This window comes from Actinobaculum sp. 352 (genome assembly GCF_003957265.1).
GTDB lineage: Bacteria > Actinomycetota > Actinomycetes > Actinomycetales > Actinomycetaceae > Asp313.
In genome coordinates this window covers 124,929-141,424 of the sequence record NZ_RQSN01000007.1, presented here as the reverse complement: position 1 = coordinate 141,424, position 16,496 = coordinate 124,929, and the positions used below count along the sequence as shown (strand labels likewise).

Genomic DNA, 16,496 nt, shown 5'->3' with positions numbered 1-16,496 from the left:
TCCAGGAGAGTCGTGCCTCCGTCGGTGGCTCGCCTATCCGCATCTGTGTGTGCGACGATATCTAGTCCCTGCGCCGGGTCAGGCGTGGACGCCGCGGCGCGGCGCAGGCACCGGTGAAAGCCGCGAGCAGGGGCATCAGCACGATCAGCGGGATGAGTGGCCAGGGGATGTGTAACTCCGACGCGGTTATGTGCACACTCAGGGCGCCCGCGTAGATTCCGCCCAGAATTCCGATCGGACTGCATGCCAAGGCGATCAAGGTGGACTGGGCGGCCGCGTAGCGGCGGCGCAGTGCGGGGGGAGCACCAACGGCATCCATGGTGCCGAGGTCGTCACGAGTTTCCTGGCTGGCGAGAGCGAGCACCAGGAGCACTGCGCCTATCAGAATGAAGAGGATGAGGGCACTGAGTAGGAAAGGAGTTAGTACTTCGACGGGACGCTGTTGGGATACGATTGCCCTCAAAAGGCTGTACTCCGCGCGAATTGTGCTACGAACCTCATCAGCTTCGAAGGCATCCGGCGGATTCTTGGGCACGATGAGTGTGCCGACTTGAACCGGTGTCAGTCCGAATTGTTCGATTGCTGCCGGACTGAGCACCATGTAGGGGAAGGTATAGGGAAGCGCGTGGACCGCGGGTAGTTGCATCTGCTCCAATAGGATTTGCTCGTTGTTGCTACCGTCCCAACCCCACAATTGCATGGTGGCCCTGCCCTCGACGATGGCATTGGACTCGTAGAGCACCACGCCGCCTTCCGCGAGAGTCCTCCGGGCTTGCGCGAGTTGCGTGTCAGTAAGCAGGCCACTTGTCTCCAGGTAGTTTCCATCGTCTACGAGAGCAAGGATGCCGTCATCAGGGCTGGGCAACTCGGGCCTCTCCCACCAGGAATTGTTGAAGAAGCTCTCGCACCTTGGATCATCCGTGTACTGCTTTTCGATTGCGGGGGTCTCATCGGCATTGGGGATGGTGTACAGCGGGCATTCCTGTTCCGGCGGAATATCGGCTAACAGATATGTCATATGGGTGGAGTCCCACACCGCATATAGAGGTGCGGTGGCCGAAGGGCCGACGATCTTCTCAACGCGTTCGCGTGCGGCTGTCAGCTGCCGGTAGTCGGCGTCGGTGGCCAAGTCGAGATTGCGCGGGCCGACGAGAATGGAGGCCTGCGGGCCGACACGTGCCTGACGGGCATAGTTTTGCATGGTGTTCGAAGTTACCGTAACCAAAGTCATACTCGTCACTAGTGTTGCACCGAGTATAGCGGCGGTCGCCGGCACGGTACGGTGAGAAGAACGGCGCACCTCGCGACTTGCCAGGCGCAGGGGTAGTGAGATTCGTGAGGTTGCGTAGGCAGCTAGCGCAATGAATTGCGGTGCGCAGCCTATGAGACCAAGAAAGAACAGACCGGTGCCGCCAACGAAGGTCAGATAACGTGTTTCGCGCACTGCCAAGAGCTGAATGAGTCCGCCGATGACAATCAAAGCGGGGAACACAAATCTTCGGAACTGGTGTCGCCGTCCGTGTTGTGTGGCGATGGCACGTCGACCAGATAGAGCGCGAATGACATTGATCTGTCCAGCGGAACGGGCGGGGAACCAGGCGGACACAATTCCAAGAAATAGTCCCAGCAACGCCGTTCCTACTAGCCATAACCACGGGATGGTTGGTAGAAATTCGCGGTGGTGCAGATAGCCGATGGCGGCAGTGCTCCCGATCCCGATACCGAGGGCGCTGCCGAGGAACCCGAGAATGGCTCCCTGGAGGAGCACAAGTAATCGTTGTTGCCTAGTGGTGGCACCAATTGCTGCCGTCAGCGCAATCGATCTTGTCTGCCGCTTGACGGACACTGTGAAGATAGGCGTGATAAGCAGTGCCATCTCGACAAGTCCGGCAGCTACGAGTCCACCGGTCCACAGCCAGTCGCTGATCGAGAAACCAGCCCCGGCTCCTGCCTGTGAATCAGCGAGAATATCGGGATACTGCTTGGAGAGCGGCGGCGGATGGGCTAGTACCCAGGCGGACTCAACGACAAAACCACGTTCGTTGAGCGCTTTGACGGTGTCCCAGTCAATGGGCGTTGGACCCGTGATAATCCACCTCGCCGTACCGACCGTTAGGGTGTCGTCGTTTGTCACCAGCTGATCGGGGGCCAAAAGATTGCTACCGATTCCGACGACGGTAACACGAGTCCAGTGACTGTCGTAGTAGAGCTGCACGCTGTCACCGATGTGCACGCCCAGTTCGCGGGCGTACTCCTGCGTCAGGGCGATTTCCCCCTTCCCCGGTCGTCCACCGGTTGTAATGGGCGTGCTGGCTGTGAGATCACGGGTGTCCACTTGGCGCAGAGTGGCGAAAACCTCTTGTGTGGAAGAACGTATTTTGACGGTGAGGTCGGCATCGAGCGTCACGATGTCGTCGTCGGGGATAAGAGGTGTGACCGCCGTCGGTACATCGACGGAGCTGGGTAGTTGCCCGCCCCTCGTGTTGATGGCGTAACCAGGGGGGTCCTGGTGGACGGGTACCCCGAAATAAAGGATAGTGGCCTGTACGTTTTCCTCGAGTTGGGACTGGAGGTTGTTGACACTAGTGCTTACAACACCGAGTGCACTGATTGCGGCCACCGGCAGCGCCACCAGCAGCAGCGCGAACAGACTACGTATGCGGTGACGGGTGAGTTCGCGCCGGGCCAGGCGCCAGACGGCGCGGTTCATGATGGATCCAGTAGGCTCTCAAAGCTCTCGTACCGCGTGGCATCGGTGATGTGCCCGTCGCGCAGGAAGATTGTCCGATCAGCCCACGCCGCCAGGCGCGCCTCATGAGTGACGAGAACTCCGGCTGCACCGTCGTCAACCCTTTCGCGCAGAACTGACATGACGGCGTCTCCGGTGCTGGAGTCCAATGCGCCGGTAGGCTCGTCTGCCAGCAATAACGAACGGGTCCCCACGACTGCGCGCGCGATCGCAACCCGTTGCCTTTGACCTCCGGACATGTCATCAGGGAAGCGATCAGCCAGGTCCAGCACCCCGAGGTCGTCAAGTGCGTTGCATGCTTCCTCGCGTGCTTGCGCACGTGGCGCGTGATCCAGTTCCAAGGGAAGCGTAACGTTTTCTACTGCGGTAAGAGATGGGATGAGATTGAAGTCCTGAAACACGTATCCGAGCCGACGACGTCGCAGCCGTGCCCGACCGGCAGGTGAGAGCCCGGAGAGGTTCGTCCCATCAATCGTAACGGTCCCCACATCGGGAACGTCGAGGGCACCGCAAATGTTCAATAGGGTGGACTTGCCCGAACCGGAGGGGCCCATAACAGCTACGAGTTCCCCGCGTGAAACGGTCAGATTGATATCGTCAATAGCCACGACAGTGGTGACCCCACTGCCGAAGGTACGTGTGACATGCTCGAGGCGCAACACCGGAGCGGAAGAGCCGCGACCGGTCATGTTCAGCGATTTCGACCCGCGGGGGTTGGATTATCGGCCTCGGCGTAGGAAGCGGCGGCGAGCGGCGCTCGGCGAGCGGCTGCAGCCACGGCAGCGCCCTCGATGTGGTCGAGCCAACGCGCCTCGGCCTCGAGATCGAAAATGCGGCGGTCTAAGACGAGCTGCCAGGTGGGGTCGTCATCGGTGCGCTTAAGCCGGGTGACATCTCGTAGCTCTGACAACGTGGCATTGCGTTGCTGTTGAATGAGCCGTTGCACGTTAATCCCGGGAATGGTTACAGCTAGAGCTACCTTCATAACTAGATCGTCGCGTTCCGAGCGATCAACGGTTGTCGGTGTATCCCACCAATGCTGGAGTTCCTCATACCCTGTATCGCTGATCCGGAACAATTCGGCACGGCCTTCGCTGTCGGCATACTCGACGAGGCCGTCACGCTCCAGACGCTGCATGGTCTGGTAGACCTGGCCAATATTGATATTCCACGTGGTGCGCTCCTCAAAGAGCTGGCGCAACTGGTACACGCCGCGTGGCTCTTCGATAAGCAACGACAGCAACGCGAGACGAACAGACACCGTGCCTCCTTTGTTACCCGGTATGTGTGACAACACTCATGTTACTGGGCGGTGAGCCGAGCCGCAAGCAAAGCGGTATGGATTTCTCGTGCGGCCGAGTTGTATGTGATTGCGCAGGTGCGGGCAAGATACCTACTCGAACAATCGGCAGTGCTAGCCCGGTGATGCGACATTCTTGGCGGGTTGGCGCCGGGTAGCGTCGGGCGGCGTCGGGCCGACGAGGGGTATGGCCGTGCTCGGCACTGTCAGCGCCGCCTGCGGTGATGGGTCGCAATGCGGGGCAGTGCTGTCTAAACGTCTTTGAGCCGGTAGGCTTATTGCATGACTGAGTCCGGCTCTGCGCCCATAACCGTAGGCGATGTAGTAGCGGTGATGGATGCGTTATTTCCTCCCGATACCTGTGAGGCATGGGACCGCGTCGGCCTATCGGTGGGTGACCCGGCCGCCAGTGTGAGGAGTATAGGCTTCGCCGTCGATCCGGCACAGGCAACTGTGGATGAGGCCCTGGAACGCGGCGTCGATATGCTCATTACTCATCATCCGCTATATCTGCGCGGTACTCACTCAGTGGCCGCTACGACGGGTAAGGGACGGTGGGTCACCTCGCTGATCCGCGGTGGAGTGGCCCTCTTCTCGGCGCATACGAATGCCGATGTCGCCGCATCGACGGCGGCGCTCGCCGAGCTGTTAGGCGTGAGCATCGAGGCGCCGCTTGATGAAGAGACCGGCATAGGCGGGGTCGGCACACTTGAGCAGGCATTGACGTTGGAGGAATTCGCGCGGCATGTTGAAGAGGTACTTCCGCGGGTGCCGGCGGGTGTGCTCGTGGGCGGTGACTTGCAAGGCCCGATACGACGAGTGGCCATTTGCTCCGGATCGGGTGATTCACTCCTTGATAATGCCAATGCGGCCGGAGCGGATGTGTACGTGACGGCCGATCTGCGCCATCACCCGGCAACGGATCACCTGTGGAATGGCGGCTGTTCGCTTGTCTGCGCTACGCATTGGGCAAGTGAGTGGCCATTGCTGCCGATTATGGCAACGAGGCTTGCCGCGCACCTGCCGGGTCTGGATATTAACGACATGTATATTTCTGAGATTCCTACCGATCCCTGGTCCCTTTCGCTAAGGTCGTGAACATGGCACAGGCACCCGCATCCGATCAGAGGCAGCTCCTGGAGGTTGCCGAACTGGATTCCCAGATCGCCCGCCTCGAACGGGACAACAAGAAACATCCCTTACGCCAGGAGTTGGTCGGCATGATGAACGGCGCGGCGGCCAAAGGGCGCGAGCTGCAGGCCGCAGAGGAACGAGTGGCACAGGCGCAGCAAGAGTTGACCGCGGCCGAGGCGAAGAGTGCCGCACTGCAGCAAGACATCGAGACGAAGGAAGGGCAACTGAACTCAGGCGAAGGGTTGACTTCACGTGACCTGGTAGCACTGCAGGCAGAGATCGCAGGCCTGCGAGAGATTCTTGCGCGCGCCTCCGATACGGAATTTGAGGCGCTTGCCTTCCTCGAGGAAAGCGAGGAGAACGTTTCGACGCTGCGGGGTGAGATTTCGCGGCTCAAGGATGAGATTCTTGCCCGGCGCGCCGAATTGGAGGATGTTGTTGAGGGAATTACCGCTCAGCAGGAGAAACTGAAGGCCGAGCGTGAACGCCTGTTTACGCCGCTGGCCGAGGATCTGAAAACCGTGTACGAACGGGCACGGGCCACTGGCGGCTACGCGGTGCTCGGGATGCGACCCAACGGGCAGACCGGAGCGGGTATTACGCTGTCACCGGTAGAAGTAGCGCAGATCAAGTCGGCACCGGAAGATGAGATCTATCTGTCGGAGGACTACGACTGCATTATCGTCCGTTTGCCGAACTAGAGCGCGTCAAGCCGACGCGCGGAGTCAGGTATACGAGGCGGCGTAACGCGAGTTGATAGGTGCCCGTAAGCAGGCCAGGCAAACCGGATGGTGTGAAACAGGTGCCCTGCGGTCAACGCCGTGTGTATTGATCGGCCGGAGGACCTCACCGCACAGTTTCCCGACGGGCTTCTGGTGGACTACGATGACAGGGCGAATGAGTCGGCCAGGCGGCCGCGTGGCCTGCGGGAATCTGCGGGCCCCGAGGAACGTCCGGGCTCCATAGGGAACGGTGGTGGGTAACGCCCACCCGGGGCGACCCGCGGGATAGCGCCACAGAGAATAGACCGCCGCGGCTGCGGCCGAGGTAAGGGTGAAACGGTGGTGTAAGAGACCACCGCGTTGCGGGTGACCGCGACGGCACGGCAAGCCCCACCGGGAGCAAGGTCAGACAGCGCGCGTTTGAGGCGTCCCGCTTAGCGCGCGGGTGGACTGCTCGAGTCTCGTGGTAACACGCGACCTAGATGGATGGCCGCCGCCGCCCGGTTTTCGGGCGGAACAGAACCCGGCGTATCGGCTGACTCATTCGCTCGCATGGTGGCGCAGACCAGAGCGGTGCGCGGCTGTAGATGTCGCAATGAACGCGGTGCCACCGGCGCTGCGGTATCACTGACCGGCGCTGCGCTATCACTGCTTTCACGCCTTCTTCTGCTTCTTCTTTGCTTTTTTGACCTTGTCCTTCTTGGACGTGGAACTTTGCTTGGATCTATTGCCCTTGTTGGACTCGGAGGTGAACTTGCCCGCCTTGGATGTGTTCTTCTTGCGTGAGCCGACCTTCTTCGCCTTCGTGCGACGAGGCGCATCCGCTTTCCTGCCCTCATCCGCTTTCTCCGGCAAAGGCGGCAGTGGGGTGATCGTCCCCGGAGCTCGGCCCACGGCTTCTGCGGCCAGAAGCGCCGAGCCGACAATACCCGCAGTATTCAGTAATCGGGCGGGAATCAGGGGCGCACGGGTGTCGATCAGCGGCAGGAACTTCTCAGACTTCCGGCTGATACCGCCGCCAATAATGAACACCGATGGGAAGAAGAGCCCCTCCAGGTAACTGAGGTAGCGTTGCAGGCGTTTCGCCCATTGCTTGTAGCTCAGCTTCTCCCGCTCGTACACCGCCGATGAAGCGCGTGTCTCGGCGTCGTAACCGTCGAGTTCCACATGACCCAGCTCCGTGTTGGGAACCAGCACGTCATTGACCACCAGCGCGGAACCGATGCCGGTACCCAGCGTAAGAACGATGGTCAGTCCGGAACGTCCCACAGCGGCTCCGTAGCGCACTTCTGCGTAGCCCGCTGCGTCGGCGTCGTTCACTAGGGTAACCGGACGGCCAAGTACGTTTGCGAAGAGCTCGTCCCCGTTCACACCTGCCCACGACTTATCCAGGTTTGCCATGGAGGGGATCACTCCATCCAGGATCGGTGCGGGCAGATCAATACCGATAGGCAGTTCACCGTCGGGATCGAAATGCTGCACCAACTCGGCAACGGTAGCCGCGACGGCCTCGGGCGTTGCCGGCTGCGGAGTGGGGATGCGGTGGCGCGGCGCGAAGAAAGTGCCGGTCTCCAGATCAACAGGCGCGCCCTTGATGCCTGACCCACCGATGTCAATTCCAAGAGCAATGTTGCTCGGGTATGCTGCCATGACGTTTCCTTTCGGTCCTACTGGCAGACTACCGCAAATGGGGCATGGAAGGAGACGCCTTATGCGCTCGCGTTTTGCGCCGATTGTGATCCGGGTGCTTTACCGCCATCGTCTCGAGTGCGGCGCGGGCACGCGACGCACCCTGATGTCACAGGTGCGGGGCGAGATCCGGGGTACTCGGAAGCGTCAGAATCTCCGCGCCGTCGTCGGTCACAACAATCGTGTGCTCCCATTGGGCGGTACGACCCCTGTCTTTCGTAACGACGGTCCATCCGTCGTCCCACTGCTCCCACACAATATCCCCAAGCGTCAGCATTGGTTCAATCGTGAAAACCATGCCGGGCTCCATGACGGTGTCATAAGCCGGGGCGGCGTCATAGTGCGGCACGATGAGGCCGGAATGGAATGCCTCACCCACTCCATGCCCGGTGAAATCCTCGACGACGCCGTACTGGAAACGTTTGGCGTACGATTCGATAACCCGCCCGATGACGTTAATCTGGCGGCCGGGCTTAACAGCTTTGATACCGCGTAGCATGGAGGTGGCCGTGCGCTCGCACAGCAGCCGCGACTCCTCATCGACGTCACCCACCAAGAACATTGCGTTGGTGTCGCCATGCACACCGTCCTTGTATGCGGTGACATCAAGGTTGATGATGTCACCTTCGGATAGCACCGTGGAATCGGGGATGCCGTGGCATATCACCTCGTTGATGGAGGTGCAGATCGATTTCTGGAATCCCATGTAGCCCAGGCAGGAAGGGTAGGCGCCGTGATCGCACATGTATTCGTGGGCTATACGGTCCAATTCATCCGTCGTTACGCCCGGTGCAATTGCGCGGCCGGCCTCGTAGAGCGCATCGGCGGCAATGCGGCCCGCTTCCCGAATACGCTCGATCATCTCTGCATCCTTGATATCCGACGCTGTTACCACTTCCGGACCGTCATGGAACATGTATTCCGGACGTGAAATGGTGGCGGGGACATGACGAGAAGGGGAGAGTTTTCCGGGAACAAGAGTGCCCAAAGGGGCTCGATCTGCCAACATGAGGCTAAGTCTATGCCTTTCACTCGTCATCGGGCGTCACTCGCCGCCGAAGGTGCTGGTGGGGCACCGATGGCCTCCATACGCAGCGAGCGCCACCCGAGGGTACCCATCGGAGAAATCGGATGGCAGCGTCGAGGCATTGGTATCCGCGAGGCAATCTGCCCGCTGCGGCACGCGGCGCGGTGCGTTGGCTGCCACGGAGCCATGACTGCAGTGAGCGCACTACTGTGACCACGCGCGGGACCGTTTCTGAAGACCGTGACCGCGTTCAGAAACTGTGTTGTTCCTCCGGGAACTGGCGTTCTTTGACCGCGCGACAGTAGTTGGTCGCAGCTTCGCGCAAGGCCTCACCCACGTTGCCGAAAGTCTTTGAAAACCGCGGCGTCCATGATGCCATGCCGGCCATGTCCGTCCACACCAACACCTGTCCGTCGCATCCGGCGCCTGCGCCGATCCCGATGGTGGGAATCGTCAGTATCTTTGTGATCTTTGCGGCGAGCCGCGCGGGTACCATTTCCAGGACGACGACGACGGCGCCGGCATCCTGGACCGCCACAGCGTCGTCGATCAGTTGCGTCTCCGTATTCTCGGTACGCCCCTGCACCCGTGGTCCTCCCAGGCTGGATTCTGACTGCGGGGTAAAGCCGATATGACCGACGACGGGGATACCGGCTCCGGTGATGCGGGCAATCGTGTCGGCCTGCCGGGTACCTCCTTCGAGTTTTACGGCCTCGGCGCCGGCCTTCATGAGGCGAACCGCCGAGCGCACCGCTTGGGCAGGCGACTCCTCATACGAACCGAAAGGCATATCCGCGATGACGAAGGCACGTTGTGTACCGCGGCCGACAGCCGCGGTTGCAGTCATCATCTCCTCCAAGGACACAGGAATGGTGGACGGGTAGCCGAGCATGGTGTTGCCGTACGAGTCACCGACAAGCAGCGCGTCTACGCCCTGGGCGTCAAAAATCCGCGCAGTGATTGCGTCATAGCAGGTCAACATGGTGATAGGTTCACGGCGCTCTTTCATTTCGCGCAAGTGATGAACGCGCACACGTCTGATGGGCGCAGCATTCGAGGTACTCATCGACTCTCCTTGGCCTGAGGGGTTCTCCTCATAGTAGCCGGGAGGCATAGTGGGAAGCCACAGCAAGGCGATATTCGGGCAGTCGGTGAGGGACAGAGCGGACACTCGGTGAAGATCACAGCGCGCGCCGGATACATGAATGGAGGCGACGGGCAGTAGCATGGGGAAACACGTGGTGCCAGTGTTGTTGGCACGGGCACCTGGCACGTATGGGGCGAGTGAACGGAAGGAATGCTGATGAATGCCGTCCTTTCCTACCTCGGGGTCACAACAGCAGAGTTCTGGGTGGGTGCTTTCCTGGTGGTCTTTGCGCTCGGTATCTTGCTGGCCGCGTTGCGTCCTGACCGGGAGTTCGCCGACTTGCCGCGCGGAGTGTTTCCGGCTGCGGGTAGGGCTCACTCCCTGCAACGTGCTCGCAGGACGGAGCCGCCGCTGCGAGCCGAACGGCCGGAGATGACCATTGCGGAGGGTGCATACGCTGTTCGCGATGCCAGCACGGTTAACCTGAGCGCCTCCATCCTCATCGACTTAGCAGTGCGAGGCTTCATCGAACTGGTGGAGTACCAGCATCTAACAGCCGGTCATCCCGCCATTATGATTGTCTACCGACGCCCGCCTGATTCTTCCTGCTCTCCTGAGGAACGTGCTTTTCTTGAACTGTTGTCGACCCCCGGCGCTGCCGAATCTCCGGAATACGCCCGCACACACCCTTTCAACGCACGGCTTTTCCGCAACGAGTTGGAAACAGCAGGCATTCCGCTGTTGGGAGAACCCACCACGCGGGTCTCGGGCTTACGGGTCTCGGCCGGAACGCAGATCGCCGCACGGGTGCGCCGCGAGGTCACTGATCGGCGGGCCTGGTTCGCCAGCCGTCATGAGCATTTGGGAACCGTCGGTGCGATCGAACTGGTCAGCGGTGGGCTCGCGCTCATATTCACCTTCGTCCTGGCAGCATTGGGTGCGTTGCGGCCGTACTGGCTCGTGGTGAGCGCATTGGTGACGATTATGGGTTTGTTCACGGTGCGCGGCTACGGGGTACGCACCGCTTACGGCGTTGTGGCGCGCGACCAAACGGCCGGATTTCGCCGGTTCCTCGTTGAGGCTCCCCCGGAGTGTGGCGCCAGTGTCGAGCGGTTGGCAAAACTGGCTGCCTGGGCACTTGTGCTCAGTTGTGTGCGTGAGTGGGCGCAGAGCCTGGAACGGCTCGGCCGTGCGGCCGGTGTGCCGACGGCGACCAGCATTGAGACCCTCCTGCCGTGGGCGCAGCGTTCCAGTGGCGCGTTTCAGACATGGCAGGAAGTGGCAGACTTCATCGAGTTGATCAATGCCCGCACGCATGCGGACACTGCTGCCAGCGACGCCGATTCTCCGCTTGGCGACATGACAGAGGGCTGGGGGAGGGTTCCCTCCAGCTGGATCTAACCCTGGCCGTTTGCAGCGCCGGAGCGTGCCTCACAACCGCTTGGACAGGTTCGCGCGTCAGATATGCCTAGGTGGAGTATCGGAGTGGAGCTGTTGGCCGACGGGCCTTAGCCGCTAGGAGCCGCTTAAGCTGAGCGGAATCGGCGGCTCGTACCTCCAGTTTTGACGCGGCGCGTGGCATAACCGCCGTCGTCGTCGCCCGCAGTGGCACAATGGGGACAGTTGGATACAAGGAGAGTTATGGACCGTCAACAGGAATACGTGCTGCGTGCCATCGAAGAACGCGGCGTACGCTTCGTGCGGCTGTGGTTCACGGATGTCGTCGGCAAACTGAAGTCGGTCGCGGTTGCTCCCGCCGAACTTGAGGAGGCCTTCGAGGAGGGGATCGGTTTTGACGGGTCGTCGATTCAAGGCCTGACCCGCGTGTACGAATCTGATATGCTCGCGCGCCCGGATGCCTCCACTTTCCAGCTGTTGCCCTGGCATAACGACCATCCGGTTGCGCGCATGTTCTGCGACATTATGACACGTGACGACGAGCCTGCCCGCTCCGACCCGCGATCCATCTTGAAGCGCGCACTTGCAAAGGCTGCCGACATGGGATTCACCTTCTACGTGCACCCCGAGGTCGAGTTCTACCTTTTCCGTCCGGAGACTGACCCGTACAAAGAACCGGTCCCCATCGACTCGGCCTCCTATTTCGACCATGTCTCGCGTTCGACCGCGCACGACTTCAGGCGCGACGCCATTTTGAACCTGGAGGAGATGGGCATCTCGGTCGAGTTCTCCCATCACGAGAACGGTCCAGGGCAGAACGAAATCGATCTGCGTTACTCCGACGCCCTGACGATGGCGGATAACCTCATGACCTTCAAAGTGGTGATCGAAGAGGTTGCCCTCGCCCAGCACGTTCAGGCCTCCTTCATGCCCAAACCGCTTATCGATCAGCCAGGCAACGGCATGCACACGCATCTGTCCCTGTTCGAGGGGGAGCGTAACGTCTTTTATGATCCGGGTGGGCGCTATGGCCTCTCGATGACGGGGCAGCAGTTCCTTGCCGGCCTGCTGCGGCATGCGCGGGAAATAACAGCGGTCACGAATCAGCACGTGAACTCCTACAAAAGGCTGTGGGGTGGCGGTGAGGCGCCCTCCTACGTGTGTTGGGGGCCGAATAACCAGTCGGCATTGATTCGTCTGCCGGCATACAAGCCGGAGAAACAGACGGCCGCGCGTTTGGAATACCGGGCAGTTGATTCGGCCGCGAACCCATACCTGGCCTTCGCGGTGCTGCTTCGTGCGGGACTGGCCGGTATCGAGGGTGACTACGAGCTCCCCGAGCCCGAGGACTCCGATGTGTTTCTAATGAGCGACATGGAGCGCCAGGCCTCCGGCATTGAGTCATTGCCGGAATCATTGAACAACGCGGTGTCTTTGCTGCGATCGTCAGAACTGGTTGCGGAGACACTCGGAGAGGACGCCTTCGACTACTTCATTCGCGATAAGCAGCACGAGTGGCGCGAGTACCGCCACCAAGTCACACCGATTGAACGCCGTCGTTTCCTTGCGACGTACTGACGGCGTCCGGTAAGAGATGAGCTCCGATGCGCCAGGAAAGTCTTGCGACGCGCCTGCGCCGAGCGGGTTTTACAGATCCCGCCCGGGCCGCTCGGCTGTTGGATGATCCCGCGTCAGCAGGATTGCTCGCCTCCGTACAGGATTCCTCTGGTGACGGCTTAGGGCAGATTCTTGGTGACTTCGCAGCCGTCGCTGACCCGGATGCCTGCCTGCTGGCGCTCATCCGTTTGGCGGAGGCCTGCGACAAGGACGGCTCCGCGGCTCCGGCCGATTCCGGTGGCCGCGTGTTGCTGCGGGAGATCGTGAGCGACCCAGCACGGAGGAAGCGACTCCTTGCCGTGTTGGGGATGTCCAGCGCCTTGGGAGACTTTCTGATTGCGCATCCCGCTGTTCTGGCATCGCTGGACACCGACGACGGCACCGCGCGTGCCGCCGGAATGGAGGACGACATCGGTGGACAAGCGATTCCTTCTCCCGGACTCGCCGTCGAGCGTGCGCGGGCCCTACGCGCGGTTGATGCTGATGAACAGGACGAATTTCCTTGCGCTCGGATGCGAGGCGCCGCCGGCATTAGCGCTCTCCGTGCCCATTATTTCTCGCGAATCGTTGCCGTTGCCGCCGCCGATCTGACGTGCGCCGACCCACTCGCAGCCGTCGTACCGGTGGGGGAGTCGATCGCCGATATCGTCGGTGGCACGCTGGAGGCGGCCCTTGCACTGGCCCGGGCCGAGACTCCCGGAGCCGAACATGTTGGGCTGGCCATTATTGCGCTGGGTAAAACGGGTGCCCGGGAACTGAACTACATATCGGATGTCGATGTCGTGTACGTGGTTCGTGCGCTCGACGAGACAACAAGCGAGGAAGAGGTCATTGCAGTCGGCACAAGGCTTGCCTCTTTCGTCGGTAGAGCGGTAGCTGCTCCCGCCGGCGAACCTGCGCTGTGGATGCTTGATGCCGCTTTACGGCCGGAGGGCAAGGACGGGCCACTTGTACGCACCCTCGATTCCCACGCGGCCTATTACCGGCGCTGGGCTAAAGGGTGGGAGTTTCAGGCGTTGCTGAAAGCGCGACCAATAGCCGGTGACCACGAATTGGGGGCGGCCTACATCGAAAGCATCTGGCACCTGGTATGGAGCGCTGCCGGACGAGAGAACTTCGTTGAGGATTCGCGCGCCATGCGCAAACGGGTAGAAGAACACGTACCGGCGCGGGAGGAGGGTCGCCAACTCAAACTGGGGAAGGGCGGACTGCGCGATGTCGAATTCACCGTTCAGCTGCTCCAACTCGTGCATGGGCGTACGGACGAGACGCTGCGAGTACGTTCCACCCTCGCCGCCTTGACGGCGCTGCGTGATGGAGGCTACGTCTCTCGCAGTGATGCCGCCAAACTTGACGCCGACTACCGCCTGCTGCGCGTTCTGGAGCACCGGATCCAACTGCAGCATCTGCGCCGGTCTCATCTGCTTCCGGCCGGTGTGGCGGATCTGCGCAGGGTTGCCCGAGCGATGCGTTGCGGGGGCATTGCAACAGGCGAGGACCTGGAGACGGCATGGCAACACACCCGAAGAGAAGTGCGATCTCTCCATCAAGAAATCTACTACCGGCCGCTCCTGCCGGAGGCTGCCAAACTTTCACCTGACGATATTTCTCTGCACACCGAGGCAGCCGAGGCGCGTCTTGCCGCTATCGGGTATCGGGATCCGCATGGTGCACTGCGACATATTGATGCCCTGACTTCCGGGGTGTCACGGTATGCGGCGATTCAACGCCAACTACTACCCGTGATGCTCGGCTGGTTCACCGAGGGGCCAGAACCCGACGCGGGACTGCTGGCATTCCGGTTGTTGTCGGAGAAAATGGGACGTACTTCGTGGTATATGCGCACCTTGCGCGATGGAGGCGCAGCGGCGCAACGCCTGTGCTACGTGCTGTCATCATCGCGCTATGTTGCCACGCAGATCCCCAACCTCGCGGAGTCCATTGGCTGGTTGGAACATGTGGCGGACCTTCATCCGCGCAGTCGTGATGAGCTCAATGCCGAGCTTGCCTCCATGCTTTCACGGCGCAGTGATCCCACGGCCATTGCGCAAGCCGGGAGGTATCTGCGGCGTCGTGAATTACTGCGTGTCGGTCTGGCGCAGACCCTGCGGGTCATCGATCCGCCCGGATGTCGAGAAGCGATCTCCCATGCGGCCGACATCGCGTTGGAGGCAGGACTTCGTGCCGGAATTCAGGCCGCGCAGGAACGCTTGAACGAACCGGAGGCGCTTTCGCGCTACCTGGTTGTCGCCATGGGCCGTATGGGCGGCGAGGAGATGGGCTACATCTCCGATGCCGATGTTCTTTTCGTGCATGAGCCGTTTGCGAACGTAGACCCGCAGCGTGCGCAACGCCTTGCCGTGGAGGTCGCCGTGCAGACACGTCGTCTACTCGCGGAGACCGGGAGCGAGCCCCCGCTTGCAGTTGATACCGATCTTCGCCCGGAAGGACGCAACGGCGCGTTGTCGCGCAGCTGGGAAGCCTACGCGGAGTATTACCAACGATGGGCCCAGACTTGGGAGATTCAAGCTCTTTTGCGGGCCCGCTACGGCGCTGGCGATCATGAACTGGGGGAGCGCTTCTTGGGCCTGATCAATGCGTATCGTTACCCTGTGGGTGGTATCAGCCAAGCCCAGATACGCGAGATCCGACTGATGAAGGCGCGTGTGGAGATGGAACGCATTCCACGCGGTGTCGATCCGCAGCATCACCTCAAACTGGGACGCGGTGGATTGTCGGATGTTGAATGGACCGCGCAGTTGTTGCAACTCCGATACGCGGGCGAGCACGAGGCACTTCGGTGCACCTCGACCTTGGGAGCGCTCGCCGGCGCGGCACGGGTGGGCATACTCTCTGACGCGGACGAGGAAATGCTGCGCGAGGCGTGGAGCTTCGCCTCCCAGCTGCGCGACGTAAATTTTCTGGGGACGGGTAGGGCCTTCACGACGAAGATAAGTGCTCTGCCGCACGATTCCGATGAGTTGGCGGTAGTCACGGCCCTGCTCGGATGGGACGCAGCCTCACGTCATGAGGTGGAGGAGAGCTATTTGCGCCTGGCAAGGCGATGCCGAGCGGTGGTGGAGCGAGTCTTTTACGGCAATCCGAGTATGCCCTCCGTCTGAGTTTTATGGCAGACTAAGCGGCAGATGGTGCGATCAAAGGAGAACAATGCGCCTTTACCTGATCCGGCATGGGCAGACGGAGATGAATGCCAGCCACACGATTGATACGGACTACCCGGGTGCACATTTGACGGAACGCGGCCGAGAGCAGGCCGTTGGGATCGTTGAGCGTCTGTCAGGGGAATCCGTTGATGCGATCTGGGTCTCGAGCCTGATTCGGACGCATCAGACCGCTGCGCCCTTGGCGCGCAGCCGTGGCCTCGTACCGGTAGAACGCGATGGTTTGCGCGAGATCGAAGCCGGGAGCTGGGAGGGCGGCAGCGACGAAACGGCGTACCGCGGCTACCTCTCCACCATTGAGCGCTGGTTCACTCATTCAATGGATGAACCGATGGGAGGATCAATTACTGGACGGCAGGCCCTGATGCGCTTCGATGCCGTCGTGCGGGAAATCGAGGCCACGAAGGCGGACAGCGTGGCCATTTTCTCACACGGTTCCATGCTCTCCTGGTGGTGCGGTATGCGGGTGGCGGGCCTGACCTGGAAGCACTACATTGACGGGCACCTTGACAATACCGGCATGTGTGTGGCGGAGGGCAGCCTTGACGCCGGGTACCGAGCGCTGTCGTGGATGGGCGAGACGGTGTGATT

Annotated in this window: 12 protein-coding genes and 1 other RNA gene; 7 read left to right on the top strand and 6 right to left on the bottom strand. The window is 61.1% G+C overall.

Features of this window, described 5'->3' with window-relative positions; translation table 11 throughout:
* Nucleotides 1-61: 61 nt before the first annotated feature.
* From EKN07_RS08720 to EKN07_RS08710, 3 genes are read right to left on the bottom strand one after another with little or no spacing between them, the layout of a single operon-like run.
* Nucleotides 62-2,710, bottom strand: a complete 2,649-nt coding sequence (locus EKN07_RS08720) for an FtsX-like permease family protein (protein ID WP_126146177.1) — start codon at nucleotides 2,708-2,710, stop codon at nucleotides 62-64.
* The gene (locus tag EKN07_RS08715) at nucleotides 2,707-3,438 is read right to left on the bottom strand and encodes an ABC transporter ATP-binding protein (protein ID WP_108715788.1); all 732 of its coding nucleotides are present in this window, start codon (nucleotides 3,436-3,438) and stop codon (nucleotides 2,707-2,709) included. The genes EKN07_RS08720 and EKN07_RS08715 overlap by 4 nt, the downstream gene beginning before the upstream one ends.
* 2 nt (nucleotides 3,439-3,440) lie before the next feature.
* Nucleotides 3,441-4,010 carry a PadR family transcriptional regulator gene (locus EKN07_RS08710; RefSeq protein WP_108715787.1) on the bottom strand — a complete coding sequence of 190 codons (570 nt, stop codon included), beginning with the start codon at nucleotides 4,008-4,010 and terminating at the stop codon, nucleotides 3,441-3,443.
* 321 nt (nucleotides 4,011-4,331) lie between these two features.
* On the opposite strand from EKN07_RS08710, the gene EKN07_RS08705 reads away from it, so the two are divergent.
* From EKN07_RS08705 to rnpB, 3 genes are all read left to right on the top strand, one after another.
* The gene (locus tag EKN07_RS08705) at nucleotides 4,332-5,147 is read left to right on the top strand and encodes a Nif3-like dinuclear metal center hexameric protein (protein WP_126146176.1); all 816 of its coding nucleotides are present in this window, start codon (nucleotides 4,332-4,334) and stop codon (nucleotides 5,145-5,147) included.
* A gap of 2 nt (nucleotides 5,148-5,149) precedes the next feature.
* Complete coding sequence (locus EKN07_RS08700; protein ID WP_108715785.1) at nucleotides 5,150-5,884, top strand: hypothetical protein; 735 nt, start codon at nucleotides 5,150-5,152, stop codon at nucleotides 5,882-5,884.
* A gap of 197 nt (nucleotides 5,885-6,081) precedes the next feature.
* An RNA gene (rnpB, locus tag EKN07_RS08695) (RNase P RNA component class A) lies at nucleotides 6,082-6,452 on the top strand.
* Nucleotides 6,453-6,559: 107 nt separating this feature from the next.
* Here the strand turns inward: rnpB and ppgK are convergent.
* The 3 genes from ppgK to panB form a co-directional block, all read right to left on the bottom strand.
* On the bottom strand, nucleotides 6,560-7,555 hold the full coding sequence (gene ppgK / locus EKN07_RS08690; protein WP_108715784.1) for a polyphosphate--glucose phosphotransferase: 996 nt from the start codon (nucleotides 7,553-7,555) through the stop codon (nucleotides 6,560-6,562).
* 148 nt (nucleotides 7,556-7,703) lie between these two features.
* Nucleotides 7,704-8,603, bottom strand: coding sequence for a type I methionyl aminopeptidase (gene map / locus EKN07_RS08685; protein ID WP_241228161.1), 900 nt, complete (start codon nucleotides 8,601-8,603; stop codon nucleotides 7,704-7,706).
* 268 nt (nucleotides 8,604-8,871) lie between these two features.
* Nucleotides 8,872-9,687, bottom strand: a complete 816-nt coding sequence (gene panB, locus EKN07_RS08680; protein ID WP_108715782.1) for a 3-methyl-2-oxobutanoate hydroxymethyltransferase — start codon at nucleotides 9,685-9,687, stop codon at nucleotides 8,872-8,874.
* Nucleotides 9,688-9,924: 237 nt separating this feature from the next.
* Here panB and EKN07_RS08675 point away from each other — a divergent pair, with 237 nt between their 5' ends.
* From EKN07_RS08675 to EKN07_RS08660, 4 genes are all read left to right on the top strand, one after another.
* Nucleotides 9,925-11,109: a DUF2207 domain-containing protein gene (locus tag EKN07_RS08675; protein ID WP_164546640.1), complete on the top strand. Its 1,185-nt coding sequence runs from the start codon at nucleotides 9,925-9,927 to the stop codon at nucleotides 11,107-11,109.
* A 240-nt stretch (nucleotides 11,110-11,349) separates the two neighbouring features.
* Nucleotides 11,350-12,684, top strand: a complete 1,335-nt coding sequence (gene glnA / locus EKN07_RS08670; protein WP_108715780.1) for a type I glutamate--ammonia ligase — start codon at nucleotides 11,350-11,352, stop codon at nucleotides 12,682-12,684.
* A gap of 26 nt (nucleotides 12,685-12,710) precedes the next feature.
* Nucleotides 12,711-15,845 (top strand): bifunctional [glutamine synthetase] adenylyltransferase/[glutamine synthetase]-adenylyl-L-tyrosine phosphorylase, encoded by a 3,135-nt coding sequence (locus tag EKN07_RS08665; RefSeq protein WP_108715779.1) that lies wholly within the window; start codon nucleotides 12,711-12,713, stop codon nucleotides 15,843-15,845.
* Nucleotides 15,846-15,891: 46 nt separating this feature from the next.
* Nucleotides 15,892-16,494: a histidine phosphatase family protein gene (locus EKN07_RS08660; protein WP_164505486.1), complete on the top strand. Its 603-nt coding sequence runs from the start codon at nucleotides 15,892-15,894 to the stop codon at nucleotides 16,492-16,494.
* Nucleotides 16,495-16,496: the final 2 nt, after the last annotated feature.

Excerpts from the sequence above, each read along its gene's own strand:
- EKN07_RS08720 (WP_126146177.1), bottom strand. The coding sequence starts at position 2,710 with ATGAACCGCGCCGTCTGGCGCCTGGCCCGGCGCGAACTCACCCGTCAC.
- EKN07_RS08715 (WP_108715788.1), bottom strand. The coding sequence starts at position 3,438 with ATGACCGGTCGCGGCTCTTCCGCTCCGGTGTTGCGCCTCGAGCATGTC.
- EKN07_RS08705 (WP_126146176.1), top strand. The coding sequence starts at position 4,332 with ATGACTGAGTCCGGCTCTGCGCCCATAACCGTAGGCGATGTAGTAGCG.
- EKN07_RS08700 (WP_108715785.1), top strand. The coding sequence starts at position 5,150 with ATGGCACAGGCACCCGCATCCGATCAGAGGCAGCTCCTGGAGGTTGCC.
- ppgK (WP_108715784.1), bottom strand. The coding sequence starts at position 7,555 with ATGGCAGCATACCCGAGCAACATTGCTCTTGGAATTGACATCGGTGGG.
- map (WP_241228161.1), bottom strand. The coding sequence starts at position 8,603 with ATGTTGGCAGATCGAGCCCCTTTGGGCACTCTTGTTCCCGGAAAACTC.
- panB (WP_108715782.1), bottom strand. The coding sequence starts at position 9,687 with ATGAGTACCTCGAATGCTGCGCCCATCAGACGTGTGCGCGTTCATCAC.
- EKN07_RS08675 (WP_164546640.1), top strand. The coding sequence starts at position 9,925 with ATGAATGCCGTCCTTTCCTACCTCGGGGTCACAACAGCAGAGTTCTGG.
- glnA (WP_108715780.1), top strand. The coding sequence starts at position 11,350 with ATGGACCGTCAACAGGAATACGTGCTGCGTGCCATCGAAGAACGCGGC.
- EKN07_RS08665 (WP_108715779.1), top strand. The coding sequence starts at position 12,711 with ATGCGCCAGGAAAGTCTTGCGACGCGCCTGCGCCGAGCGGGTTTTACA.
- EKN07_RS08660 (WP_164505486.1), top strand. The coding sequence starts at position 15,892 with ATGCGCCTTTACCTGATCCGGCATGGGCAGACGGAGATGAATGCCAGC.